Origin of the sequence: Nocardioides sp. CER19 (genome assembly GCF_029846275.1) — a bacterium.
In the GTDB taxonomy this organism is placed as follows: domain Bacteria; phylum Actinomycetota; class Actinomycetes; order Propionibacteriales; family Nocardioidaceae; genus Nocardioides.
The window spans coordinates 1,528,881-1,552,760 of sequence record NZ_JARVWS010000001.1; the positions used below are offsets into that span (position 1 = coordinate 1,528,881).

Annotated in this window: 30 protein-coding genes and 2 tRNA genes; 24 read left to right on the plus strand and 8 right to left on the minus strand. The window is 71.8% G+C overall.

Annotated elements, in window-relative coordinates; genetic code table 11:
• A complete protein-coding gene (locus QDS12_RS07525; RefSeq protein ID WP_279878151.1) occupies positions 1 to 294 on the plus strand; it encodes a DUF3039 domain-containing protein in 294 nt (97 codons plus the stop codon).
• Positions 291 to 2,105, plus strand: coding sequence for a DEAD/DEAH box helicase (locus QDS12_RS07530; RefSeq protein ID WP_279878152.1), 1,815 nt, complete (start codon positions 291 to 293; stop codon positions 2,103 to 2,105). The genes QDS12_RS07525 and QDS12_RS07530 overlap by 4 nt, the downstream gene beginning before the upstream one ends.
• 80 nt (positions 2,106 to 2,185) lie before the next feature.
• Here the strand turns inward: QDS12_RS07530 and QDS12_RS07535 are convergent, their stop codons facing one another.
• The 5 genes from QDS12_RS07535 to QDS12_RS07555 form a co-directional block, all read right to left on the minus strand.
• Positions 2,186 to 3,385: an MFS transporter gene (locus QDS12_RS07535; RefSeq protein ID WP_279878153.1), complete on the minus strand. Its 1,200-nt coding sequence runs from the start codon at positions 3,383 to 3,385 to the stop codon at positions 2,186 to 2,188.
• 59 nt (positions 3,386 to 3,444) lie between these two features.
• Positions 3,445 to 3,912 carry a MarR family transcriptional regulator gene (locus QDS12_RS07540; RefSeq protein ID WP_279878154.1) on the minus strand — a complete coding sequence of 156 codons (468 nt, stop codon included), beginning with the start codon at positions 3,910 to 3,912 and terminating at the stop codon, positions 3,445 to 3,447.
• Between the two features lie 79 nt (positions 3,913 to 3,991).
• Positions 3,992 to 5,230: an MFS transporter gene (locus tag QDS12_RS07545; RefSeq protein WP_279878156.1), complete on the minus strand. Its 1,239-nt coding sequence runs from the start codon at positions 5,228 to 5,230 to the stop codon at positions 3,992 to 3,994.
• A 90-nt stretch (positions 5,231 to 5,320) separates the two neighbouring features.
• On the minus strand, positions 5,321 to 5,896 hold the full coding sequence (locus QDS12_RS07550; RefSeq protein ID WP_279878157.1) for an isochorismatase family protein: 576 nt from the start codon (positions 5,894 to 5,896) through the stop codon (positions 5,321 to 5,323).
• A gap of 20 nt (positions 5,897 to 5,916) precedes the next feature.
• On the minus strand, positions 5,917 to 7,203 hold the full coding sequence (locus QDS12_RS07555; protein WP_279878158.1) for a nicotinate phosphoribosyltransferase: 1,287 nt from the start codon (positions 7,201 to 7,203) through the stop codon (positions 5,917 to 5,919).
• Positions 7,204 to 7,221: 18 nt separating this feature from the next.
• On the opposite strand from QDS12_RS07555, the gene clpS reads away from it, so the two are divergent.
• The 15 genes from clpS to QDS12_RS07630 all read left to right on the plus strand — a co-directional run bounded on the left by clpS (position 7,222) and on the right by QDS12_RS07630 (position 16,913).
• Positions 7,222 to 7,515: an ATP-dependent Clp protease adapter ClpS gene (gene clpS, locus QDS12_RS07560; protein ID WP_279878159.1), complete on the plus strand. Its 294-nt coding sequence runs from the start codon at positions 7,222 to 7,224 to the stop codon at positions 7,513 to 7,515.
• Complete coding sequence (locus QDS12_RS07565; protein WP_279878160.1) at positions 7,512 to 8,096, plus strand: DUF2017 domain-containing protein; 585 nt, start codon at positions 7,512 to 7,514, stop codon at positions 8,094 to 8,096. The genes clpS and QDS12_RS07565 overlap by 4 nt, the downstream gene beginning before the upstream one ends.
• 81 nt (positions 8,097 to 8,177) lie before the next feature.
• On the plus strand, positions 8,178 to 8,615 hold the full coding sequence (locus QDS12_RS07570; protein WP_279878162.1) for a M67 family metallopeptidase: 438 nt from the start codon (positions 8,178 to 8,180) through the stop codon (positions 8,613 to 8,615).
• A gap of 48 nt (positions 8,616 to 8,663) precedes the next feature.
• The gene (locus tag QDS12_RS07575; RefSeq protein WP_279878163.1) at positions 8,664 to 8,942 is read left to right on the plus strand and encodes a MoaD/ThiS family protein; all 279 of its coding nucleotides are present in this window, start codon (positions 8,664 to 8,666) and stop codon (positions 8,940 to 8,942) included.
• Positions 8,943 to 8,953: 11 nt separating this feature from the next.
• Positions 8,954 to 9,511: an NYN domain-containing protein gene (locus QDS12_RS07580; RefSeq protein WP_279878164.1), complete on the plus strand. Its 558-nt coding sequence runs from the start codon at positions 8,954 to 8,956 to the stop codon at positions 9,509 to 9,511.
• A gap of 44 nt (positions 9,512 to 9,555) precedes the next feature.
• The gene (locus QDS12_RS07585; protein WP_279878165.1) at positions 9,556 to 10,503 is read left to right on the plus strand and encodes a pyridoxal-phosphate dependent enzyme; all 948 of its coding nucleotides are present in this window, start codon (positions 9,556 to 9,558) and stop codon (positions 10,501 to 10,503) included.
• Positions 10,504 to 10,584: 81 nt separating this feature from the next.
• Positions 10,585 to 10,965: a VOC family protein gene (locus tag QDS12_RS07590; protein ID WP_279878167.1), complete on the plus strand. Its 381-nt coding sequence runs from the start codon at positions 10,585 to 10,587 to the stop codon at positions 10,963 to 10,965.
• Positions 10,966 to 11,038: 73 nt separating this feature from the next.
• Entirely contained in the window at positions 11,039 to 11,875 is an 837-nt protein-coding gene (gene murI / locus QDS12_RS07595; RefSeq protein ID WP_279878168.1) for a glutamate racemase, read from the plus strand.
• Entirely contained in the window at positions 11,872 to 12,675 is an 804-nt protein-coding gene (locus QDS12_RS07600; protein ID WP_279878169.1) for an MBL fold metallo-hydrolase, read from the plus strand. Before murI ends, QDS12_RS07600 begins: the two co-directional genes overlap by 4 nt.
• A gap of 86 nt (positions 12,676 to 12,761) precedes the next feature.
• The gene (locus QDS12_RS07605; protein WP_279878171.1) at positions 12,762 to 13,697 is read left to right on the plus strand and encodes an ATP-binding cassette domain-containing protein; all 936 of its coding nucleotides are present in this window, start codon (positions 12,762 to 12,764) and stop codon (positions 13,695 to 13,697) included.
• Complete coding sequence (locus tag QDS12_RS07610) at positions 13,694 to 14,509, plus strand: ABC transporter permease subunit (protein ID WP_279878172.1); 816 nt, start codon at positions 13,694 to 13,696, stop codon at positions 14,507 to 14,509. Before QDS12_RS07605 ends, QDS12_RS07610 begins: the two co-directional genes overlap by 4 nt.
• Before the next feature lie 74 nt (positions 14,510 to 14,583).
• The gene (gene rph / locus QDS12_RS07615) at positions 14,584 to 15,318 is read left to right on the plus strand and encodes a ribonuclease PH (RefSeq protein ID WP_279878174.1); all 735 of its coding nucleotides are present in this window, start codon (positions 14,584 to 14,586) and stop codon (positions 15,316 to 15,318) included.
• Complete coding sequence (gene rdgB / locus QDS12_RS07620; RefSeq protein WP_279878175.1) at positions 15,315 to 15,920, plus strand: RdgB/HAM1 family non-canonical purine NTP pyrophosphatase; 606 nt, start codon at positions 15,315 to 15,317, stop codon at positions 15,918 to 15,920. Before rph ends, rdgB begins: the two co-directional genes overlap by 4 nt.
• Positions 15,920 to 16,666, plus strand: coding sequence for a 2-phosphosulfolactate phosphatase (locus QDS12_RS07625; protein ID WP_279878177.1), 747 nt, complete (start codon positions 15,920 to 15,922; stop codon positions 16,664 to 16,666). The genes rdgB and QDS12_RS07625 overlap by 1 nt, the downstream gene beginning before the upstream one ends.
• A gap of 13 nt (positions 16,667 to 16,679) precedes the next feature.
• Positions 16,680 to 16,913, plus strand: coding sequence for a hypothetical protein (locus QDS12_RS07630; RefSeq protein WP_279878179.1), 234 nt, complete (start codon positions 16,680 to 16,682; stop codon positions 16,911 to 16,913).
• A 49-nt stretch (positions 16,914 to 16,962) separates the two neighbouring features.
• Here QDS12_RS07630 and QDS12_RS07635 read toward each other — a convergent pair whose 3' ends face one another.
• Genes QDS12_RS07635 through QDS12_RS07645 form a run of 3 tightly spaced genes read right to left on the minus strand, consistent with a single transcriptional unit; the run spans position 16,963 to position 18,674 of the window.
• The gene (locus QDS12_RS07635) at positions 16,963 to 17,565 is read right to left on the minus strand and encodes a peroxidase-related enzyme (protein WP_279878181.1); all 603 of its coding nucleotides are present in this window, start codon (positions 17,563 to 17,565) and stop codon (positions 16,963 to 16,965) included.
• 51 nt (positions 17,566 to 17,616) lie between these two features.
• Complete coding sequence (locus tag QDS12_RS07640; RefSeq protein ID WP_279878183.1) at positions 17,617 to 18,324, minus strand: MBL fold metallo-hydrolase; 708 nt, start codon at positions 18,322 to 18,324, stop codon at positions 17,617 to 17,619.
• Positions 18,321 to 18,674 carry a DUF2568 domain-containing protein gene (locus QDS12_RS07645; RefSeq protein ID WP_279878184.1) on the minus strand — a complete coding sequence of 118 codons (354 nt, stop codon included), beginning with the start codon at positions 18,672 to 18,674 and terminating at the stop codon, positions 18,321 to 18,323. Before QDS12_RS07645 ends, QDS12_RS07640 begins: the two co-directional genes overlap by 4 nt.
• Before the next feature lie 14 nt (positions 18,675 to 18,688).
• On the opposite strand from QDS12_RS07645, the gene QDS12_RS07650 reads away from it, so the two are divergent.
• The 7 genes from QDS12_RS07650 (at position 18,689) to tig (ending at position 23,829) form a co-directional block, all read left to right on the plus strand.
• A complete protein-coding gene (locus tag QDS12_RS07650; protein WP_279878186.1) occupies positions 18,689 to 19,573 on the plus strand; it encodes an alpha/beta hydrolase in 885 nt (294 codons plus the stop codon).
• 12 nt (positions 19,574 to 19,585) lie between these two features.
• Positions 19,586 to 20,104 carry a ribose-5-phosphate isomerase gene (locus QDS12_RS07655; RefSeq protein WP_279878187.1) on the plus strand — a complete coding sequence of 173 codons (519 nt, stop codon included), beginning with the start codon at positions 19,586 to 19,588 and terminating at the stop codon, positions 20,102 to 20,104.
• A 7-nt stretch (positions 20,105 to 20,111) separates the two neighbouring features.
• Positions 20,112 to 20,969: a DNA-formamidopyrimidine glycosylase family protein gene (locus QDS12_RS07660; protein WP_279878188.1), complete on the plus strand. Its 858-nt coding sequence runs from the start codon at positions 20,112 to 20,114 to the stop codon at positions 20,967 to 20,969.
• Between the two features lie 46 nt (positions 20,970 to 21,015).
• Positions 21,016 to 22,134 carry a PP2C family protein-serine/threonine phosphatase gene (locus QDS12_RS07665; RefSeq protein WP_279878191.1) on the plus strand — a complete coding sequence of 373 codons (1,119 nt, stop codon included), beginning with the start codon at positions 21,016 to 21,018 and terminating at the stop codon, positions 22,132 to 22,134.
• A gap of 90 nt (positions 22,135 to 22,224) precedes the next feature.
• Positions 22,225 to 22,295: transfer RNA gene (locus tag QDS12_RS07670), tRNA-Gly, on the plus strand.
• A 38-nt stretch (positions 22,296 to 22,333) separates the two neighbouring features.
• A tRNA-Pro gene (locus QDS12_RS07675) sits at positions 22,334 to 22,406 on the plus strand.
• Positions 22,407 to 22,443: 37 nt separating this feature from the next.
• Complete coding sequence (gene tig / locus QDS12_RS07680) at positions 22,444 to 23,829, plus strand: trigger factor (protein WP_279878193.1); 1,386 nt, start codon at positions 22,444 to 22,446, stop codon at positions 23,827 to 23,829.
• Positions 23,830 to 23,880: the final 51 nt, after the last annotated feature.

Sequence of the window (23,880 nt, forward strand, 5' to 3'; positions counted from 1 at the left end):
ATGGGTTTCCTGGGCTTCGGTGACAAGGGCGGAACCGCCCTGGACGAGCGGGTGCGGGAGGACGAACGCACCGTTCCGACCGACGACGGCGACCACGACCGGTTCTCGCACTACGTCGAGAAGGACAAGCTCACCGAGGCCATGGTGATGGGCACGCCCGTCGTCGCCCTCTGCGGCAAGGTCTGGGTCCCGAGCCGGGACGGCACGAAGTTCCCGGTCTGCCCGGAGTGCAAGGAGATCTGGGAGGGGCTCTCCGAGGGCCCCGGCGACGGCGACTCGGGCTCCGGCGAGTGACGGGCGGGCGCCCGACCGACGCCGCCGCCCCCAACGCGCTCCCTCCGGCATGGCCGGAGCGGGCGGCGTGGGGCACGGCCACGTCCCTGCGTGCCTGGCAGCAGGCGGCGATGACGAGCTACTTCACCGACCTGCCGCGCGACTTCCTCGCCGTCGCGACGCCCGGCGCCGGCAAGACGACGTTCGCGCTGTCGGTGGCGAGCGAGCTGCTCGGTCGCCGGATGATCGACCGGATCGTCATCGTCGCGCCGACCGAGCACCTCAAGGTCCAGTGGGCCGAGGCGGCCAGCCGCGCCGGCATCCCGATCGACCCCAACTACTCGGCGGGGCAGGGCAAGACCTCGGCCGACTACCTCGGCATCGCGGTCACCTACGCCGGCGTCGCGGTGAACCCGCTGGCGATGCGGATCCGCACCGAGCGCTTCAAGACACTCGTCATCCTCGACGAGGTGCACCACGCCGGCGACGCGCTCTCGTGGGGCGAGGGCGTGCGCGAGGCGTTCGAGCCGGCCGCGCGGCGGCTGGCGCTGACCGGCACGCCGTTCCGGTCGGACGTGAACCCGATCCCGTTCGTCACCTACGCGCCCGGCGACGACGGCATCCCGCGGTCGGTGGCCGACTACACCTACGGCTACGCCGAGGCGCTGCGCGACCACGTCGTGCGCCCGGTCCTGTTCATGGCCTACTCCGGCCAGATGACCTGGCGGACCCGCGCGGGCGACGAGATCGCCGCGCAGCTCGGCGAGCCGCTCACCAAGGACATGATCCAGCAGGCGCTCCGCACCGCCCTGGACCCGCGCGGGTCGTGGATCCCGGCCGTCCTCGCCGCCGCGGACAAGCGGCTCTCCGAGGTACGCCGGCACGTGCCCGACGCGGGTGCGCTGGTCATCGCCACCGACCAGGACTCGGCGCGTTCCTACGCCAAGACCCTCAAGGAGATCACCGGCGAGTCACCGACCGTGGTGCTCTCCGACGAGAAGGCGGCGTCGAAGAAGATCGCCGCGTTCAGCGCCGACGACAGCCGCTGGATGGTCGCGGTCAGGATGGTGTCCGAGGGGGTCGACGTACCTCGTCTGGCCGTCGGCGTCTACGCGACCACCACCTCGACCCCGCTGTTCTTCGCGCAGGCCGTCGGCCGCTTCGTGCGGTCCCGGTCGCGTGGTGAGACGGCGAGCGTGTTCCTGCCGTCCGTGCCCGGCCTGCTCGGGCTCGCCGCCGAGCTCGAGGTGGCCCGCGACCACGTCCTCGGCAAGAAGATCACCGACGAGGGCGACATCTTCGCCGCGGAGGACGCGCTCATGGCGCAGGCCAACGCGAGCGAGTCGGCCAGCGCCGAGGAGGAGGGGCTCCCGTTCGAGGCGCTCGGCTCCGAGGCTCGCTTCGATCGCGTGCTGTTCGACGGCGGCGAGTTCGGCCACGCGGGGGAGGTGCACGTCGGTTCGGAGGAGGAGATGGACTTCCTCGGCATCCCGGGCCTGCTCGACCCCGAGTCGATGAAGCAGCTGCTCCGGCAGCGGCAGTCGGATCGTGCCAAGCAGCAGAAGGAGCGCGCAACCACGTCCGAGGAGGCGCGCGAGCGTGCCGCCGACTCCCTCGCGGACGTCTCCACCCACGAGCAGCTGGCCGTCCTCCGGCGCGAGCTCAACGGGCTGGTGGCCGCCTGGAACCACCGCACCGGGCAGCCGCACGGCATCACCCACGCCGCGCTGCGCAAGGAGTGCGGCGGCCCCGCGGCGGCGGTGGCGAACGCCGACCAGCTCCGGACGCGGATCGACCGCATCCGCGAGTGGGCGACCCGCAAGACGTCCTGACGTCCTCCTCCGGCGACACCCGGGTCGCCCTGGCCGTGAACTCGACCAGGGCGACCTCGCCGCCTGCTGGAGCGGGACGATCAGTCGGCGTCGCCGACCAGCACGTCCTCGGCCTCCTCGGCAGAGCCGTGCGACGGGGTGTCGGTCGTGGTGGGGACGAACCGCTTGAAGCTGAGCAGCAGGACCACGGCCAGGAAGGTCGCACCCGCGCCCATCCAGAACGGCGCGTGGATGTTGTGCTCGAGCAGCTTGCCGGCGAGGTACGGGCCGACCGAGGCGCCGGCGAAGCGCACGAAGGAGTACGCCGCCGAGGCGACCGGCCGCGGCACGGGGGCCGAGCCCATCACCAGCGTGGTGATGACCGTGTTGTTGATGCCCAGGAACGCGCCGGCGAGGATCACGCAGACCACGATGACGGGCTTGTGGTCGGTCCAGATCGCCATGATGGCGAGCAGGGCCGCGAAGCCGACGAGGGCGACGACGATGGTGGCGACGGTGCCGATCCTCGACTCGATCCAGGGCGCGCCCCAGATCGAGAAGAAGGCGAGCAGCAGGCCCCAGCCGAAGAAGATCCAGCCCACGTTCGAGGCGCTGGTCTGCAGCGGGAACGGCGCGGCCAGCATCAGGGTGAAGAAGCCGAAGTTGTAGAGCAGCGAGGTCAGCGCGACGACGAGCAGGCCCGGGTACTTCAGCGCCTTGATCGGGTCGGCGACCGAGGTCTTCGGACCTTGCGGGGGGATCGACGGGAGGAAGACCATCGTGGCGACCAGTGCGATGCACATGAGGACCGCGACACCGAAGAACGGGGCGCGCCAGGAGATCCCGCCGAGCTGGCCGCCGACGATCGGGCCGAGCCCGATGCCGATGCCGAGCGCCGACTCGTAGAGCAGGACGGCCTGCTTCAGCGAGCCCGCGGCGAGGGTCACGATCGTGGCCAGTGACGTCGCGATGAAGAGGGCGTTGCCCAGGCCCCAGAAGGCACGGGCCGCGACGATCCCGCCGATGCTGTCCATGGCCCCAGCCACAGCGGAGAACACCACGATGAGCACGAGGCCGGCGAGCAGCGTCTTCTTCGCACCGATCCGGCTGGACACGAAGCCGGTGATCAGCATCGCCACGCCGGTGACGGCCATGTAGGAGGTGAACAGCAGCGAGACCTGGCCGGCGGTGGCATGCAGGTCCTGCGCGATCGAGGTGAGGATCGGGTCCACGAGGCCGAGGCCCATGAACGAGATCACGCAGGCGAACGCGACCGCCCAGACGGCGCGTGGCTGCTTCAAGAACGAACCGGTCTCCTGGACGGAGGCGGGCGAGTGACTGGTACTGGCGGCGGCGGCCATCAGATCCTCTCGGGTCGGGTTCCCCTGTTCGCGCCGCTCATCGGGTCGGGCTCCAGCAGGTCACGCAGGACGGACACGGCCGTCGCGAGATCCTCCTGGGTCCGGTTGTGCGCCCGCAGCCGCTCCGTGATCGCCGTCGCCCAGGCGTCACGCTGGGTGGCGAGCACGTTGCTGCCCTCGTGGGTCAGGCTGACCACGCTGCTCCGTGCGTCGACCGGGCTCGGATCCTTGGCCACGAGGCCCGCTTCGGCCAGGTTGGCCACGGCGGCCGACATCGTCGGCTGGGAGCAGCGGTCGAGCTTGGCGAGCTGGGTCACTCCGAGAGGGCCGTGCTCGTCGAGCAGGGAGAGCACCCGAACGCCAGCCGGAGCGTCGATGTTCCGACGCAGCGACCGCACGAGACGGGCCGTGTAGATGACCAGGTCCGTGCTCAGGGCCAGGGAGGCGTGGGTCAGCTGCGAGTGCATGATGAGATTGTACGCGATGCATAGGGAGACTATGTATTGATGGCAATCCTACGCCGGTCCACCGGGATGGCGAAATCCCTCAGCCCACGGAGGTCGCGGCGGGCACCGTGGCCGTGCGGGCGAGCGCGCGTACGGGCGCCGCGCCGAGGGTCAGCAGCGAGACGGCGACGTAGAGGCACCCGGCGACCGTGAGGACCTGGCCGATCCCGTAGACCTCGGCGAGCGGACCCATCGCGAGCTGGCCGATCGGAACCGTGACCATCGAGCCGAGCTGGTCGTAGGAGTAGGCGCGGGACAGCATCTGGCCGGGCACGTTCTCCTGCACCGCGACGTGCCACCCGAGGCTGAACGTCTGCACGCCGATACCCGACAGGAGGGCGGCGACCATCAGCGGGACCGTCGAGGGCCAGACGCCCAGCGCGATCATCGGCAGCCCGAAGAGTGCCCCCGAGAGCAGCCCGGCGACGAGCGGTCGCTCGAGCCGCCACTTCATGAGCGCGAGGGTCATGGCCAGCGCGCCGAGCGCCTGGGCGGACATCGCCAGGCCCCAGCCGTGGGCGCCGATCGACGTGTCGTGGGCGCGGACGGGACCCAGGGCCGTCAGGCCGCCCTCGGCGAGGGCGTTGAGCAGCCCGCACACCCCGACCACCAGCCAGAGCCAGGTGGTCGTGCGGAAGTAGTGCCAGCCCTCCTCGAGCTCGTCGAGCATCGAACGGCCGGTGGCAGCCCCGCGCGGCAGCGAGACGGGCAGCAGCAGGAGCGCGGCGACCAGCCACGTCGCCGCGTCGATGAGCAGCGCCCAGCCGGAGCCGACGCCGATCACGAGCGCAGCCGCCACGCTCGGCCCGATGACCATCAGCGACGCCCGCGTCAGGGAGAGCAGCGCGTTGGCCTGCTGCAGCTGGTCGCGGGGCACGAGCCGGGGGACGATGCCGTTCATCGCCGGCAGTCCGGGCGCGACGACCACTCCGTTGGCCGCCGCGAGGACGACCATCGACCAGAGCTCGGCGTGACCGCTGACGACGAGCAGAGCGAGGGCGCCGCGGACGAGGCCGGCGAGGACGTTCGACGTCTGGACCACCCGCTGCGGTCCCCAGCGATCGGCCAGCACGCCACCGAGGAGCAGGAAGACCACGAGCGGCACCGTGTACGCCGCCAGGACGATGCCGAGCGACGCCGTGCCGTCGTCGACGGCCAGCACCGCGAAGGCGAGCGCGACCGGCGACATGGTGTTGCCGACCAGGTTGACGGAGCGGGAGAGGAAGTACCACCGGAAGGGTCGCTCACGGAGCGGGGACATCGCCGAGATCGAAGTCACCAGCGGACCTTAACCCTGTGGCCTCCGTCTCGTCAGCGTCTCGCGCAGTGCCAGGACCCGGGTCCCTGCACGGGGTCGGGCGGACGGGGCTCAGGCGAGGGAGACGCCGGCCGTCCTCAGCTCCTCGACAGCGGCGGCCGTCGAGGTGGGCGCGACCCCCACCGACAGGTCCGCGAGCAGGGTCACCGCGAAGCCCTCGCGCACCGCGTCGAGCGCGGTGGCCCGCACGCAGTAGTCGGTCGCGATGCCGCACACGTCGACGCTCGTGACCCGGCGCTCGCGCAGCCACGCCGCCAGCGCGGTGCCGCCCGTCGTACGGCCCTCGAACCCGGAGTAGGCCGCCGCGTGCTCGCCCTTCGTGAAGATCGCCTCGAACGGCTCGGGGTCGAGGTTGGGGTGGAACGCCTCGCCGTCGGTGCCGACCACGCAGTGGGCCGGCCAGGAGTCGCGGAAGTCGGGCTCGCGGGAGAAGTGGTGCCCCGGGTCGATGTGGTGGTCCTTGGTCGCCACGACGTGGTCATAGCTGACCGCGCCGGGCAGTCCGGCGGCCCGGGCCCGCAGCAGGGCCCCGATGTCGCTGGCGACGCGGGCGCCGCCCGCGACGGGCAGGGAGCCGCCCTCGCAGAAGTCGTTCTGCACGTCGACGACGATCAGCGCGCTGGCCATGGACCGAGGGTAGACCCGGCTCAGGCGAACAACGTCGGGATGACCGGCTCGCCCTTGGCCATCGACTGGGCCGCGAGCGGGAGCTCGGCCCGCGAGGCCGCGTGGCGGTCGCGTGCTGCGGTCAGCGGCTCGCGCCCGACGATCTCGCCCTTCTCGACCAGCCGGACCAGGAGGGCCCGGTCGTCGCCGTCGTCGACCGGGGCGGTGCCGATCCCGATCACCTCGGCCTCGGCGACGCCGCGGGACGAGCGGCGGCGCAGCGCGTACTTGCGGCCGCCGAGCGAGCCCTTGTCGATGCTCTTCTTGGCGACCGAGACCAGCTCGCCGTCCGCGCCCTCCCGGGCGACCAGCTTGTAGACGAAGCCGCTCGTCGGGTGGCCGCTGCCTGTGACGAGCTCGGTGCCGACGCCGTAGCCGTCGACGGGTGCCGCGGCCAGGGCAGCGATCGCGAACTCGTCCAGGTCGCTGGTGACGATGATCTTCGTCTGCCTCGCCCCGAGCGAGTCGAGCTGCTCGCGGACCTGCACCGCGAGCACGCCCAGGTCGCCGGAGTCGAGCCGGACGGCGCCGAGCGAGGGTCCGGCCACCTCGACGCCGAGACGGACCGCCTGCGCGATGTCGTAGGTGTCGACGAGCAGCGTCGTCCCGACGCCGAGCGAAGTCACCTGCGCACGGAACGCCTGCTCCTCGGTGTCGTGGAGGAGCGTGAACGAGTGCGCGCTGGTGCCGGTCGTCGGGACGCCGTAGCGGCGCGCCGCCAGGTTGGAGCTCGCCTCGAACCCTGCGACGTACGCCGCCCGGGCGGCCGCGACGGCAGCGACCTCGTGGGTCCGCCGCGACCCCATCTCGATGCACGGCCGGCCGCCGGCGGCCATCGTCATCCGGGAGGCCGCGGACGCGACCGCCGAGTCGTGGTTGTAGATCGACAGCAGCACGGTCTCGAGGAGAACGGCCTCCGCGAACGTGGACTCGACGACCAGCAGCGGCGAGTTGGGGAAGTAGAGCTCGCCCTCGGCGTAGCCCCACACGTCACCGGAGAAGCGGTAGTCGGCGAGCCACGAGAGCGTCGGCGCGTCGACCACCCCGTCGAGCGCCGCGAGCGTGTCGTCGTCGAACCGGAACGCCTCCAGGGCGTCGAGGGCCCGGCCGACACCGGCCACGACGCCGTACCGCCTGCCCTCGGGGAGCCGCCGGGGGAACAGCTCGAAGACCGACCGTCGGCCGGCCGTGCCGGCGGCCAGGGCCGCCTGCAGCATGGTCAGCTCGTAGTGGTCGGTGAGCAGCGCTGTCGAGTCCACGGGCGCCATCGTGGCACGATGGGCCCCATGTCCGCGCCGAGCCCGGTCGAGCTTGACGAGCCCGTCACCGACGATGTCACCCTTCCGGCCACGCCTTGGACCACCGTCGTGTGGAACGACCCGGTGAACCTGATGTCGTACGTCACGTTCGTGTTCCAGAAGTACTTCGGCTACTCGAAGAAGAAGGCGGAGAAGCTGATGCTGGAGGTCCACGAGGACGGCCGCTCCGCGGTCAGCTCGGGAAGCCGCGAGGAGATGGAGCGCGACGTGCAGGCGATGCACGAGTACGGCCTGTGGGCGACCCTGGAGAAGCAGGAATGACGGGCTTCACCCGGCATCGTCGCAGCGGCAGGATCATCGCCAACTTCACCGGCTTCGAGGCCGACCTGCTGCGCTCGCTGGCGGGTCAGCTCGTCGAGCTGCTGCGCAACGAGTCGGCCGCGCCGGTCGAGCGCGACCCGCTCGAGGCGATGCTCGACTTCTCCGGCCCGACCACCCTGCCGGAGGACCCGGTGCTGGCCCGGCTCTTCCCGAGCGCCTACCGCGACGACGACGAGGCGGCCGGTGACTTCAGGCGGTTCACGGAGGGCGGCTTGCGGGACGGCAAGGCGGCCGCCGCCGCGACGATCATCGACGGACTCGAGGAGGCCGGGCTCCCGCCCGAGCTCACCGAGGAGGGGCTGATGATCGACGTCGAGCTGGACGAGCCGACGGCCGAGGCCTGGATGCGCTCCTTCACCGACATCCGGCTCGCCCTCGCCACCCGGCTCGAGGTCGAGGAGGGCGACGAGGCCTATTGGGCGTCCCTGCCCGACGACGACCCGCGTGGCCAGGCCCACGACATCTACGACTGGGTCGGCTACCTGCAGGAGACGCTGGTCGAGGCGCTCAGCGATCGGTAGCCGTCCAGCGCGTGAGGATGCTCACGTCCGTACGCCGGGCAGGGGACGGGGCGCGCCCTCGGAAGACCTAGTCTTGACGCCGTGCTGACCATCACCCGGGCGACGTACGACGCCATCGTCGCCCACGCCAAGCGTGACCACCCGGACGAGGCCTGTGGCATCGTCGCGGGCCCGGAGGGGAGCGACCGTCCGGAGCGCCTGATCGAGATGGTCAACGCCGCCGGCAGCCCGACGTTCTACGAGTTCGACTCCACCGACCTGTTCCAGCTCTACAAGGAGATGGACGCACGCGACGAGGAGCCGGTGGTCGTCTACCACTCGCACACGGCCACCGAGGCCTACCCGAGCGTCACCGACGTCAAGCTCGCCGGCGAGCCCAACGCCCACTACGTGCTGGTCAGCACGCGCGAGCACGGCAACGACGAGGGTCCGGTCGAGTTCCGCTCGTACCGGATCGTCGACGGACAGATCACCGAGGAAGAGATCCAGGTGGTCGAAGCGTTCAGTTCCCTGGGTTAGCCCCGCCGAGTGCTGAGCCCATCCAGTCAGGCCCATCAAGGAGAGACCATGGCCATCGAGGTCCGCATCCCGACCATCCTGCGCACCTACACCGCCGGCGAGAAGTCAGTCAGCGGCGCCGGCGGCACCCTCGCCGCCCTCATCGACGACCTCGAGGCGAACCACGCGGGCATCAAGGACCGCCTCATCGACAACGGCGACCTGCGTCGCTTCGTCAACGTCTACGTCAACGACGAGGACGTCCGCTTCCTCGGCGGCCTCGAGGCTGAGCTCAAGGACGGCGACCAGGTCGTCGTGCTGCCGGCGGTCGCCGGCGGCGCCCGCTGAGCGGCGTTGCGATGACGGCCGGGCGGCGCACCTTCGTCCTCGTCGATGGCGAGAACATCGACGCGACGCTCGGCAACTCGCTGCTCAACCGGCGGCCGCTCCCTGAGGAGCGGCCGCGGTGGGACCGCGTCACGGCCTACGCCGCCGAGCTGTGGGAGCAGCCGGTCACGGGCCTGTTCTTCCTCAACGCCTCCAACGGCCAGCTGCCCAGCTCGTTCGTGCAGGCGCTGCTGGCCCTCGACTACCGGCCGGTGCCGCTGAGCGGGCGGGCGGACGAGAAGGTCGTCGACATCGGCATCCTGCGCACGCTCGACGCGTTGGCCGCCCACGACGACGACGTGCTGCTGGTCAGCCACGACGCCGACTTCGCCGAGCGCCTCGCCGCGCTCGCGGCCGGGCGACGGCGGGTCGGCGTACTCGCGCTCCGCGAGTACGCGAGCAGCCAGTTCGACGCGCTCGGTATCGAGGTCCACGACCTCGAGGACGAGGTCCAGGCGTTCACGGTCCCGCTCCCGCGGGTGCGGATCATCCCGCTCGACGAGTTCGACCCCGAGCGCTTCCTGCGCTGAGGGCGCGCCCCCATCGTCGGACCGCAGGATGCGAGACTGGGCCCATGCGTTATGACAGCCTCATCGCCTCGGTCGGGAACACGCCCCTGGTGGGTCTCCCGCGGCTCTCGCCGGCGCCCGAGGTGCGGCTGTGGGCCAAGCTCGAGGACCGCAATCCGACCGGGTCGATCAAGGACCGGCCGGCGCTGCGGATGATCGAGCAGGCCGAGAAGGAGGGGCTGCTCCGTCCGGGCTGCACCATCCTGGAGCCGACGTCGGGCAACACCGGCATCTCGCTGGCGATGGCCGCGAAGCTCAAGGGCTACCGGATCGTCTGCGTGATGCCGGAGAACACCTCCGAGGAGCGGCGCCAGCTGCTGCGCATGTGGGGCGCCGAGATCGTGTCCTCGCCGGCCGCCGGCGGCTCCAACGAGGCGGTCCGCGTCGCCAAGCAGCACGCGGCCGAGCACCCCGACTGGGTGATGCTCTACCAGTACGGCAACGCCGCCAACGCCCTCGCGCACGAGGAGGGCACCGGCCCCGAGCTGCTCGCCGACCTGCCCTCGATCACCCACTTCGTCGCCGGCCTCGGCACGACCGGCACCCTGATGGGCGTCTCGCGGTTCTTCCGCCGGGCCAAGCCGGACGTGCGCATCGTCGCCGCCGAGCCGCGCTACGGCGAGCTGGTCTACGGGCTGCGCAACCTCGACGAGGGCTTCGTGCCCGAGCTCTACGACGCGGAGCTGATCGACACCCGCTTCTCGGTCGGTCCGCGTGACGCCGTCCGCCGGGTCCGCGAGCTGCTCGAGCTCGAGGGCATCTTCGCCGGCATCTCGACCGGCGCCATCCTCCATGCGGCCCTCGGCCAGGCGGTCAAGGCGATGCGCGACGGCGTGCCGGCCGACATCGCGTTCGTCGTCGCCGACGGCGGCTGGAAGTACCTCTCGACCGGTGCCTACGAAGGCACCATCGACCACGCCGAGGAGTCCCTCGAGGGCCAGCTCTGGGCCTAGCAGGACTGTCGGTGGCGACCTCTAGCGTGAGACGTGCGCCGGTCACTCCGGGCCGGCCGTCGACCGAGATGGAGCACCGTCATGACACAGCTGGACTGGAAGATCGAGCTCGTCCCTCTCGCCGTCTCCGACGTCGACCGCGCCGTGCGCTTCTACGGCGAGCAGGTCGGCTGGAACGTCGACTTCGACCACACCGTCCACGAGGGGCTGCGGTTCGTCCAGGTCACGCCGCAGGGGTCGGCCTGCTCGATCTGCTTCGGCCTCGGGCTCGACATGATGCCGGAGGGCTCGTCGCAGTTCATCCAGGTCGTGGTGCCGGACGCCGACGTCGCCCTCGCCTACCTCAAGGAGCGGGGAGTTGAGTGCTCGGGTGTCGACGACCTCGAGTGGGGTCGGTTCGTCTACTTCAGCGACCCCGACGGCAACCGCTGGGCGCTGCAGCAGATCGTGCGGCCGGGCTGACGTGACCGTGATCTCGCGTGACGTGGGTCAAGGATCCGTGCGCCAGCGGGTCCGGACCGCCTAGCCTGCCCCTGTGCACGAGCCGACCCCAGAGCCGATCCCCGCCGGCGACGTCGACGCCCCCATCGGCATCTTCGACTCCGGTTTCGGTGGGCTCACCGTCGCCCGGTCGGTCATCGACCAGCTCCCGCACGAGTCGGTCCTCTACGTCGGCGACACCGCCCGGGCGCCGTACGGCCCGAAGCCGATCGCCGAGGTGAGGGAGTATGCGCTCGAGTGCCTCGACCACCTCGTCGACCAAGGCGTCAAGGCGCTCGTCATCGCCTGCAACGCGGCCAGCTCGGCGACGCTGCGGGACGCACGCCAGCGCTACTCGGTGCCGGTCGTCGAGGTGATCGTCCCGGCGACCCGCCGGGCCGTCGCGGCCAGCCGCACCGGCCGCATCGGCGTGATCAGCACACAGGCGACCGCGCAGTCGATGTCCTACGACGACGCGTTCGCGGCCGCGCCCCACGTCCAGCTGCACACGCGGATCTGCCCGCGGTTCGTCCCGTTCGTCGAGGCCGGCATCACGAGCGGCGACGAGCTGCTCGAGGCGGCGCACGACTACCTCGACCCGCTCATCAGCGCGGGGATCGACACCCTGATCCTGGGCTGCACCCACTACCCGCTCCTCACCGGCGTCATCTCCTACGTCATGGGCGACAACGTGACCCTGGTCAGCAGCGCCGAGGAGTGCGCCAAGGACGTCTACCGCACGCTCACCGAGCGCGACCTCCTCCGACCGTCCGGCGAGCCCACCTACACGTTCCTCACCACCGGCCACCCGGAGGCGTTCGAGACGATCGGTCGCCGCTTCCTCGGGCCGGAGCTCGCGGCCGCCCGGCAGTTCGTCGGAGGACTCGCATGACCCCGCCGACCGCCGACGCGGCCCTGACCCTGACGATCGTGGGCTGCTCGGGGTCCTACCCGGGCCCCGAGTCCGCGGCGAGCTGCTACCTCGTCGAGGCCGACGGCAGCGACGGCCAGGGCGGGCGACGGACCTGGCGCATCCTGCTCGACCTCGGCAACGGAGCGCTGGGCGCCCTTCAGCGGTACGTCGACCCGCTGTCGATCGACGCGGTGCTCCTGTCGCACCTGCACGCCGACCACTGCATCGACATGACGTCCTACTACGTGCTGCGCAGGTACCACCCCAGCGGTCACCAGCCGCCGATCCCGGTGTGGGGACCGAAGGGGACGGCGCGCCGGCTCGCACGGGCCTACGACCTGCCGCGCAAGCCCGGCATGCAGGAGGAGTTCGAGTTCCACCAGCTGCGCGGCGGCTTCGAGGTCGGCCCGTTCCGGATCACTCCGGTCGAGGTCGACCATCCGGTGCCGGCGTACGCCTTCCGGATCGAGGTGGCCGGAACCGTGCTGGCCTACACCGGTGACACCGGCCCGACCGACGCGCTGCTCGACCTCGCCCGCGACGTCGACCTGCTGCTCGCCGAGGCCTCGTTCCGCCACGGCGACGACAATCCCGAGAGCCTGCACCTCACCGGCGTGCAGGCAGGTGAGGTCGCCGCGAAGGCCGGCGCGAAGCGGCTGGTCCTCACGCACATCCCGCCGTGGCACGACAGCGCGACGATGCTCGCCGAGGCCGGCACCGCCTACGACGGTCCGGCCGAGCTGGCGGTCGCGGGGGCCGTCTACCCCCTGCCCGGCTGAGGCCGGCTTGTGGAGGACCTGCGCGGATTCGGCCCACGCGGGGGTGTCCCGATGCATCGACGCCGTGGGTCTGTCAGGGTGGGCGCATGATCAAGGTCGAAGGACTGACGCGGAAGTACGGCTCGTTCACGGCCGTCGACGACGTGAGCTTCACCTGCCAGCCCGGTCGGGTCACCGGCTTCCTGGGGCCCAACGGTGCCGGGAAGACGACGACGATGCGGGTCATGGTGGGGCTGACGCCGGCGACGAAGGGCCAGGTGACCATCGGCGGCCTGCGCTACCACGACATCCCCAACCCCGGCCGGCACGTCGGAGTCCTGCTCGACGCCTCGGCCCAGCACGGCGGCCGCACCGGCCGTGAGGTGCTCACCATCGGCGCGATGACGATGGGCCTGCCGGACTCGCGCGTCGACGAGATGCTCGACCTGGTCTCGCTGACGGCGTCTGAGGCTAAGCGCCGCCTCCGCCACTACTCGCTCGGCATGAAGCAGCGTCTCGGCATCGCCCACGCGCTGCTCGGCGATCCGCAGGTCCTGATCCTGGACGAGCCGGCCAACGGCCTCGACCCGGCCGGCATCCGGTGGATGCGCGGCCTGCTCAAGTCCTACGCCGACCGCGGCGGCACGGTTCTGCTGTCCAGCCACCTCCTGCACGAGGTGGAGCAGATCGCCGACGAGATGATCCTCATCGGCCGCGGCAAGATCGTCGCCCAGGGCGACCGCGCGTCGCTGCTCGCCGGCGCCGGCCCGGCGCAGACGCTCGTGACCTCGCTCGACAACGAGGTCCTCTCGACGGCCCTGAAGGAGGCCGGCCACGTCGTCGAGTCCGCGGGCCAGGGCCTGTGCGTCCACGCCCCGGCCGTCGAGGTCGGTCGCGCCGCCCTGTCCGCGCAGGTGGTCCTCACCGACCTGCGCGACGGCGGCGCCGGCCTCGAGGACCTGTTCCTCCAGCTCACCGCCGACACCCAGCGCGAGACACCGCCCGACCTCGCCGCTCCGACCCCCGGAGGGACGATCGCATGACCACCGCACCCGCCATCCACCTCGACGTCACCAACACGGACCCGGTTCCGCTCAGCCGTCTCCTCCGGGTGGAGTTCCGGAAGTCCTACGACACCCGGGCCGGCTTCTGGCTGCTCTTCTCCATCGGCGTGATCACGCTGATCGCCGAGGTCATCACCCTCATCGTCGCGATCACGCAGGACCTCGACAACGTCAGCCTCGGCACCTTCACGGCGGTCGCCGCGGTCGTGACGTCGTTCCTGCTGCCCGTGCTGGCGATCATGCTGGTCACGACCGAGTGGACCCAGCGCTCGGCGATGGTGACCTTCAGCCTCGAGTCGCGCCGCTCCCGCGTGGTGTGGAGCAAGCTGCTCGTGGCCTTCGTGCTGAGCCTCGCCTCGGTGGTCTTCGCCATCGTCGTCGGCGTGGTCTGCAACGCCATCTTCGCCGCCGCGGGCGGCACGACCGAGTGGTGGAACCAGGACGTCCGTGACGGCGTCATCGGGTTCGTGATCTCGCAGAGCCTCGGCATGCTGGTCGGGTTCGCGTTCGCCGCTCTGTTCCTCAACACGGCGGCCGCGATCGTCGTCTACTTCGCGTTCTCGTTCATCGTCCCGACGCTCTTCGAGGTCGGTACCGCCGTCTTCGGCGAGCACAGCTGGTTCGCCGACCTGCGCAAGTGGATCGACTTCAACACAGCCCAGAACAAGCTCTTCGAGCTCTCCACGATGAGCGGCGCCGACTGGGCCCACCTGGTGGTCTCCTCGCTCATCTGGGTGGGGATCCCGCTCGTCTTCGGTCTGCGCCGGATCCTCCGGGCCGAGGTGAAGTAGGCCCGGGCGGCAGCAGACCCGGGGGGCTGGAGGGGCAGGCAGCCCGGTGGCCCGCTGCCGATAGGGTCGGCGTCATGACGAGCACCCCTGCTGGCCGCGCGGACGGCCGCGCCGACGACGAGCTGCGCCCGATCAAGATCACCCGCAACTGGCTCGACCACGCCGCCGGCTCGGTGCTCGTGGAGTTCGGTCGCACGCGCGTGCTCTGCGCCGCCTCCGCCTCCGAGGGCGTGCCGCGCTGGCGGAAGGGCTCGGGCCTGGGCTGGGTCACCGCCGAGTACGCGATGCTCCCCGCTTCGACCAACACCCGCTCGGAGCGCGAGTCGGTGAAGGGCCGCATCGGCGGCCGCACCCACGAGATCTCCCGCCTCATCGGCCGCTCGCTCCGCGCCGTCATCGACTACCAAGCGCTCGGCGAGAACACCATCCAGCTCGACTGTGACGTGCTGCAGGCCGACGGCGGCACCCGCACCGCCTCCATCACCGGCGCGTACGTCGCCCTGGCCGACGCGGTCGCGCACCTGAAGTCGATCGGCGCGCTGACCGGCGACCCGCTCACCGGCTCGGTGGCCGCCGTCTCGGTCGGCATCATCGACGGCGTCCCGCGGCTCGACCTGCCCTACGAGGAGGACGTCCGCGCGGAGACGGACATGAACATCGTGATGACCGGCGACGGCAAGTTCGTCGAGGTCCAGGGCACCGCCGAGGGCGTCGCCTTCGACCGTGCCGAGCTCGACGCGCTGCTGGCGCTGGGGGAGAAGGGCTGCGCCGACCTGACCCGCCTGCAGCAGGAGGCGCTGGCGCGGTGACGCAGGTGTTCGTGGCGTCGCGCAACGCCAAGAAGATCCAGGAGATGGAGCGGATCCTCGCCCCGCTCGTGCCGGGCGTGACCGTCGTCGGCCTCGACGACGTCGCGTTCTACGAGGAGCCGGTCGAGGACGCGCCCACCTTCGAGGGCAACGCGCTCATCAAGGCACGGGCCGGCTTCCTCGCGACCGGGCTCCCGTCGGTGGCCGATGACTCGGGGCTGTGCGTCGACGCCCTCAACGGGATGCCGGGTGTGCTCTCGGCGCGCTGGAGCGGCCCGCCGAAGTCCGACGACCGCAACAACCGGCTGCTGCTCGACCAGCTGGCCGACGTACCCGACGCGCGTCGAGACGCCCACTTCGCCTGCGCGGTCGCGTTCGTGCACGCGGACGGCGAGGTCGTCGTCGAGGGGCGCATGGACGGCCGGGTGATCCGCGAGGTGCGGGGGAGCGGCGGCTTCGGATACGACGTCCTCTTCGAGGCCTCCGACCGCCCCGGCCTCACCACCGCGGAGCTCCCACGCGAGGACAAGGACGCCATCTCCCACCGCGGCAAGGCGCTGCGCGAGATCGGGCCCCGGATCGCCGAGGCACTCGCACCCTGATGGATCCCGAGCACCGGCAGCACCGCTCGCGCGTGCGGCTGGAGTGGGGGCCGGTCGGCGCGGAGGCACTCGCGCCGGTCGACGTCGCCGTCGTGGTCGACGTGCTGTCGTTCACGACGACGCTCACCGTCGCGGTCGAGCGCGGCATCGAGGTCTTCCCCTTCCTCTGGCGTGACGAGCGGGCGGCCGCGTTCGCCGCGGAGCGCGACGCCGTCCTCGCGGAGCAGCGGCAGGACGCGGGGGGCGCAGCGGGTGCAGCGGGCGTGAGCCTCTCGCCGGCCTCGGTCGCCGCCGCCGAGGGAGTACGCCGGCTCGTGCTGCCCTCCCCGAACGGCTCGACCATCAGCACGCTGCTGGCCGGCTCCGGCGCGACCGTGGTCGGGGCGTGCCTGCGCAACCGTTCCGCCGTGGCCGCCTGGCTCGTGCCCCGCGTGACCGCCGGTGCCGCAGTGGCGGTCGTCCCCGCCGGCGAGCGGTGGCCCGACGGCTCCCTGCGCCCGGCGGTCGAGGACCTGTGGGGTGCCGGGGCGGTGCTGGACGCGCTCGGCTCCGCGGACCTCAGCGCGGAGGCGTCGGCGGCCGTCGCCGCGTTCCGCGCCGCGGCCCTGCCGGACGCGCTCGTCGCGTGCTCGTCCGGCCGCGAGCTCGCCGCGAAGGGCTTCGGCGCCGACGTCGACATCGCGGCCGAGGTCGACGCGTCGACGGCGGTGCCGGTGCTGCGCGACGGCGTGTTCGTCGCGGGCTGACAGGATCCTGCTCGTGGACGACGACGTGCTGCGGACCGCCCGGCCGGCCGATGTCGAGCAGCTGCTCGTGCTCTGGGCGGTGGCGGCGGAGAACGACTCCCGGCCGACCGACAGCGCGAGCGACGCGGAGGCGCTCCCCGCGCGTGATCCCGACGCGTGCCTCGTCGTCGAGCGCGAGGGACGGATCGTCGGCACGGTCATCGCCGGCTGGGACGGCTGGCGCGCGCCCACCCCTGACGCCTCGTAGGCGGAGTGGCGCCGTTGGGTGCGGCCGGTCGGCTGAGACGCCGACCTGCTCAGGCCGGCGTCCGAGGGGCGCCGACGGGCCGCCCGACGACCATCCCGTCCAGAAGCTCAGGCGGGAAGGAGGCGGCCGTCTCGGCGTCCAGCTGGGCGCCGAGCCCGTCGAGCACGCGGGTGAAGAACGACCGGGCCGCCGCGGCGTAGACGACGTCGGCGACGTCGGCGTCCGACAGGCCGACCGCACGCAGCGCGTCGACGTCCGCCTGCTCGACCGAGGCCGCGTCCGTGGCGACCTTGCCGGCGAACGCGTAGACGGCGCGGTCCTGCTCCGAGAGGGTGGCGCCGCTCGGGTCCTCGGCGAGCGTCCGCAGCGTCTGCTCGTCGCCGCAGACGTCGCGCAGGAACATCGAGTGCGCGGCCGTGCAGTAGGTGGAGCGCAGCGCCCGGGCCGCCGCGATCGTGGCGAGCTCGAAGCGGCGCCTGTCCATCCCTCGGCGGATGGTGCCGTTGAGCGTGTTCCAGGCCTCCGCGACCTCGGGCCGGGGGCCGAAGGCGCCGGCGTAGTCGGGCAGGAAGCCCCAGCCGGCGCGCTGGTGCTCGTAGTAGTCGGCCAGGTCGCCGGTGGCGGCCGACTCGGGGACGGTCTCGATGAACATGGAGGCAGTCTGCGCCTCGGAGGGACCACTCGTCCGCCGGCGACGGGCCGCTTACCTCGTTCGGGTGGTGTCAGGGCTCTCCCAGACCGCCGCGTCGTGGGCGAACACGACCCGTCGCGGGTCGAAGGCCAGCAGCCGGTCCATCCACGCCGGCGCGACCGGCAGCGGGCCCGCGTGGCCGAGCGTGGTCGCCCGCGCGGCGAGCGCGTCGGCGCTCCAGGCGGACGCGGTGTCGTGCGACTGCCCGGCGAGCACGACGGTCCCGTCGGGTCCGACCACGACGAGCGACTGGTGCCCGTCGACGTGTCCGGGCGTCGGGATCACGTGGACGCCCCGCAGCGGCTCTGCCTCGCCGTCGAGTGCCTGGTAGTTGCTGCCCTGGTGGTCGAGCAGCTCCGGGAACGTGTAGTCGCCCGCCCGGGCGACCGACAGCTCGGCGCGCTGGGCCAGGATCGGCGTCCCGCCGACGAGCGGGTTGCCGCCGCAGTGGTCGAAGTGGAGGTGGCAGTTGACCACCAGGGTGAGGTCGTCGAGCGACGCGCCGGCCGTCGCCAGGGCGGCCTGGAGCGGAACGCGGCGGGGCTGGTACCACCGCTCGGTCTCCTCGTCCCCGGCGCCGATGCCGGTGTCGAGCAGGACCAGCCCGTCCGGGTGGCGGACGAGGTAGCCGTAGACGCCCTCGACCCGCGGAGCACCTGTCCCCGTCTCCTCGGCCGGGCGGACGAAGCTCCCGAGCAGCAGCCGCTCGACGGTGGTCACGAGCCGGCGACATCCTCGGCGGCGGCGCGCACGAACCTGAGCTGGGCGAGCCCGTTGACCACGACGGAGAAGAGGAGCAGGGCGACGGCCAGGGTCTCGTGACCGACCGCCCACAGGCCCAGCGCGGCGAGCCCGAAGACGAGCACCTTCACGACCGGACGCACGACCGGGCCGCCGTACCTGGCCTTGGGCGACGCGAAGAGGAACCACACCACGACGACGAGCAGCGGCAGCAGCCAGACGAACAGCCACGGCGCCGGCATCGCCCACCCGACGACGCCGGCGGCCGCACAGGCCAGCAGCTCGTCGACGAACACGAGGCCCAGCACGATCCAGGCGAAAGCGGTCACGGCAGGATGCTCCCATGACCCTCTTCCGGCAGGCAGCAGCCGCGGTCGCGAACTACCAGCACGAGCCCAAGGTCTGGGAGGTGCCCGTCGCCGACCAGCGGGCCGCGTCCCGGCTGCAGGCGGCCCGCGAGCCCAAGGAGGAGGTCGCCGACGTCACGGACCTGGACGCCGACGGCGTGCCCTGCCGGCTCTACCAGCCGGGCGACCGGACCTGGCCGGGCGGGAACGGCCTCGTCGTCCACTTCCACGGCGGCGGCTTCGTCTTCAACGACGTCGAGGTCCACGACGCGGTGTGCCGGCGCTTCGCCAACCGGGCCGGCCTGGCGGTGCTGAGCGTCGACTACCGCCGGCCACCGGAACAACGCTTCCCGGCCGCCGTGGAGGACGTCGACACGGTCGTGGGCTGGCTGCAGCGGCAGGACCGCGACCCGCAGCACCGGACGTTCGTGCACGGCGACAGCGCCGGCGGCAACCTGGCCCTGGTCGCCGCGTTGCGCCACCCGGGCGTCTTCGACGCGGTCGCGCTCGTCTACCCGTTCCTCGACCCGTCGCAGGCGTTCGACTCCCACGACACCGCCGCCGACGGCTTCGACCGGGCGGAGGCGGCCTGGTACTGGGAGCAGTACGCCGCCTCGCCGGCCGACTACACGAACCCTGACCTGGCGCCGCTGCTGAGCGACCGCCTGCACACCCTGCCGCCGACCCTCGTCGTCACTGCCGAGCACGACCCGCTGCGCGACGAGGGGGAGGAGCTGGCCCGCCGGCTCGACGCCGCCGGCGTCGAGGTGACCGCCACCCGCTACCTCGGCCAGACCCACGGCTTCTGGCGCCACGACGCCTTCACGAGCGCCGACCGTCTTCTCCGGCAGGTCTCGGGCTTCCTCGCCTCCTACGCCTGAGACAATGGGCCCATGCGCGTGCACCTCGGCTGCGACCACGCAGGCCTGGACCTCAAGAGCCACCTGACCACCCGCCTCACCGAGCTCGGATACGAGGTCGTCGACCACGGGCCGTTCGTCTATGACGCCCTCGACGACTACCCCGTCTTCTGCATCCGGGCCGCCGAGGCGGTCGCCCGCGAGCGTGAGCAGGGCCTCGACAGCCTCGGCGTCGTCATCGGGGGAAGCGGCAACGGCGAGCAGATGGCCGCCAACAAGGTGACCGGGATCCGCTGCGCCCTCGTCCACTCCGACGAGACCGCGAGGCTCGGCCGTGAGCACAACGACGCGCAGGTCGTGGCCGTCGGCGGCCGCATGCACAGCATCGAGGACATGACCCGCTTCGTGGAGATCTTCCTCGCCGAGCCGTTCAGCAACGAGGAGCGACACGTGCGCCGGATCCGCCAGCTCGACGTCTACGACCGGACCGGCCAGCGGCCGCCCCTGCCCGAGTCGGCGAAGGGCCTCGGCCCCACCGAGGACCAGGACTAGTCGGAGGATGCCCGAGGGCCACACCCTCCACCGCCTCGCCCACGACCTGACCGACGCGTTCGCCGGACGCCCGGTACGCGTCGGCAGCCCGCAGGGCCGCTTCGACGCGGAGGCGCGCCAGCTCGACGGTCATACCCTCGAGGGCGCGCAGGCGTGGGGCAAGCAGCTCTTCCTGGAGTTCCCGGGGGAGAGGTTCATCCACATCCACCTCGGCCTCATCGGCAAGCTCCAGCTGACGCCGTACGACGGCGACGTACCGCCACCGATCGGCCAGGTCAGGCTCCGCCTGGTCTCGACCGGCCCCGGGGACGACCGTCGGGGCGTCGTCGCCGACCTGCGCGGGGCCACTGCCTGCGACCTGTGGACGCGCGACCAGGTCGACGCGACGGTCGCGAAGCTCGGCCCCGACCCGCTGCGCGAGGACGCCGACCCCCTGAAGGCGTGGGCGAGGATCGGGAGGAGTCAGCGCAGCATCGCCAGCCTGCTCATGGACCAGACCGTGCTGGCCGGCATCGGCAACGTCTACCGGGCCGAGGTCCTGTTCCGGCACCGCGTCGACCCCTACCGCCGAGGCAACGCGCTGACCCGCAAGCAGTGGCTGGCCATCTGGGACGACCTGGTCGTCCTCATGCACGACGGAGTCGCCAAGAACCGGATCGACACGGTCCGTGAGGAGCACACGCCGGAGGCGATGGGGCGCGACCCGCGCGTCGACGACCACGGGGGCGAGGTCTACGTCTACCGTCGCACCGGGCAGCCTTGCCACGTGTGCGGCGCCACCGTACGAACCGCCGAGCTGGAGGGGCGCAACCTGTTCTGGTGTCCCCGCTGTCAACGCGCCTCGCGATCTCGCGCCACGAGCTGACGCCGACCACTAGAGTGTGGCAACCCCCGACCCCGAGGACCGAGACATGACTGCCCCCGCCGAGTCGTCGCGCGCCGCTGCGGTCGGTCGCTCGCTGCGGTGGCGCGCCCGGTCGCGGCTGCGGGCGGGTGGCTTCGGGAGCGAGACCGGCCTGCTCGTCCTGCTCGGCCTGCTCGCGGTGCTGGGCGCGGTGCTGATCGTCTTCGCCGACCGCTACGCGCCGGTCACGCTGCTGCTGGTCCCGCTGCTCGTCGCGAGCCTGCTCCTCGGGCCCCGGATCCTCCCGTGGTTCGTGGTCTTCGTGCTGACGCTGACGGTGGTGGCCGTCGTGGGCAGGCGGCTGCGCGACATCGTGATCATGCCCGCGGCCGTGACCGGCATCGGCATGGTCTTCCTGCTCGGGCTGGTCGTGCTGCTGACGTCGTTCCGCCGCTCCCGCCTGGGCGTCGCGGGCTTCCAGGGCGAGTCGATGTTCGTCGACCTGCGCGACCGCATCCTCAACCAGGGCGGCATCCCGGCCCTGCCGGTCGACTGGCACGTGCAGTCGGCGCTGGCCTCGGCGGGCGGCACCCTGTTCGCGGGTGACTTCGTGGTGGCCAGCCGGCCCGCGCCCGACCGGCTCGAGGTCGTCGTCGTCGACGTGTCCGGCAAGGGCGAGCAGGCGGGCACCCGCGCGCTGCTGCTCTCCGGGGCGTTCAGCGGCATGCTCGGCGCGCTGGCGCCCGACCAGTTCCTGCCGGCCGCCAACGACTACCTCCTGCGCCTGGACTGGGAGGAGGGCTTCGCGACCGCGATCCACCTGTCCGTCGACCTCGTCAACGGCGCCTTCGAGCTGCGTACGGCGGGCCACCCGCCCGCCGTCTGGCGCGCGGCCGGCTCGGGGCGGTGGAGCGTCATCGGCAGCGAGGGCCCGATCCTCGGCCTGATCCCGGGCGCCGAGTTCGACGTCGCGACCGGCGTGCTCGCCCACGGCGATGCCGTGCTCCTCTACACCGACGGCATGGTCGAGCAGCCGCGCCGCGACATCGACCTCGGCATCGACCGCCTGGTCGGAGAGGCCGAGTCGCTCCTGCGGGGCAACTTCGTGGACGCGGCCCAGCGGCTCGTCGACGCGCTCGGCTCCCGCAACGACGACCGGGCGATGATCGTGGTCAACCGGTTGTAGCCGGATCGTGGTCCACAGGGCATGGCCGGTTGGGGACTCCGCCCCCTGGTGTGGCACCATTTCGCAGGTTCCCCACCATGGTGGGGCCGCGCGGATGTAGCTCAATGGTAGAGCCCCAGTCTTCCAAACTGGCTACGCGGGTTCGATTCCCGTCATCCGCTCGAACGACGGTCTCCGCTGCCCCGGGGACCCGAGATCGCGGGGCGTAGCGTAGTGGCTAGCGCGCCTGCTTTGGGAGCAGGAGACCGCAGGTTCGAGTCCTGTCGCCCCGACTGCTTCACCCGTTCAGTCAACTAGAGGAGAAACCCTGTGAAGAGCGCCGTCGAGACCTTGAGCCCGACCCGGGCCAAGCTGACCGTCGAGGTGCCCTTCGAGGAGCTCAAGCCGAGCCTCGACAAGGCATACAAGCAGATCGCCCAGCAGATCAACGTCCCTGGCTTCCGCAAGGGCAAGGTCCCGGCGGCCGTCATCGAGCGCCAGTTCCCGGGTGCCGCCCGCGACCAGGCCCTCAACGACATCCTCAACGTCAAGTACGTCGAGGCCCTGCAGGCCAACGACCTGACCCCGCTGGCCCAGCCCGAGGTCGAGGTCACCAAGTACGAGGACAACGGGCCGCTGGAGTTCACGGCGGAGGTCGACGTACGCCCCGAGTTCACGGTGCCCGACTACGACGGCATCGAGGCCCAGGTCGACGACCTCGAGGTCACCGACGAGGACGTCGCCGAGCAGGTCCAGGCGCTGCGCGAGCGGTTCGGCACCCTCAAGGACGTCGAGCGTCCGGCCGCCGAGGGCGACTTCGTCGTCATCGACCTGGTCGCCCGGCAGGACGGCGAGACCGTCGAGGGCGCCGAGGTCAGCGGCATGAGCTACCAGGTCGGCAAGGGCGGCATGCTCGACGGCCTCGACGAGGCGCTCACCGGCCTGTCGGCCGGCGAGGAGAAGACGTTCACGAGCCAGCTCGTCGGCGGCGACATGGTCGGCCAGGACGTCGAGGTCACCGTCAAGGCGACCCAGGTCCAGGAGCAGGAGCTGCCCGAGGCCGACGACGACTTCGCGCAGCTGGCCAGCGAGTTCGACACCTTCGCCGAGCTCGAGGCCGACGTGCGTGAGCGGCTCGGCCGCGGCAAGCGCCTGGAGCAGGCCGCCGCCGCGCGTGACGCCGTGCTCGAGGCCCTGCTCGACAAGGTCGAGATCCCGCTGCCCGACACCCTCGTGACCGATGAGCTCAACGCCCGCCGCGAGAGCATCGAGCAGCAGCTCCAGTTCGCCGGCATGTCGATGGAGAAGTACCTCGAGGACGAGGGCCAGACCATCGAGGAGTTCGAGGCCGACCTCGAGCGCCGCGTCCGCGACGCCATCGCCGCGCAGATGCTGCTCGACCAGATCGCCCAGGGCTCCGACTTCGAGGTCACCAACGAGGACCTCACCGGCTACATCATCCGCCAGGCGCAGACGCAGGGTCAGGACCCGCAGCAGGCGTTCGCCCACATCCAGGAGCACCCGCACCACCTCCAGGAGTACGCCGGCGAGATCGTGCGCGGCAAGGCGCTCGCGCAGATCGTCGAGTCCGCCAAGGTCACCGACAAGTCCGGCAACGCGGTGGAGCTGAAGAACCTCCGCCCCGACGGCACCATCGGTGAGCCCGAGGCCGAGTCGGACGAGGCCCCCGAGGCCGTCGCCGACGACGCCGAGTGACGCACGTCTGATCGCAGCCGAAGGCGTCCGGTCCCCTCGGGGGCCGGGCGC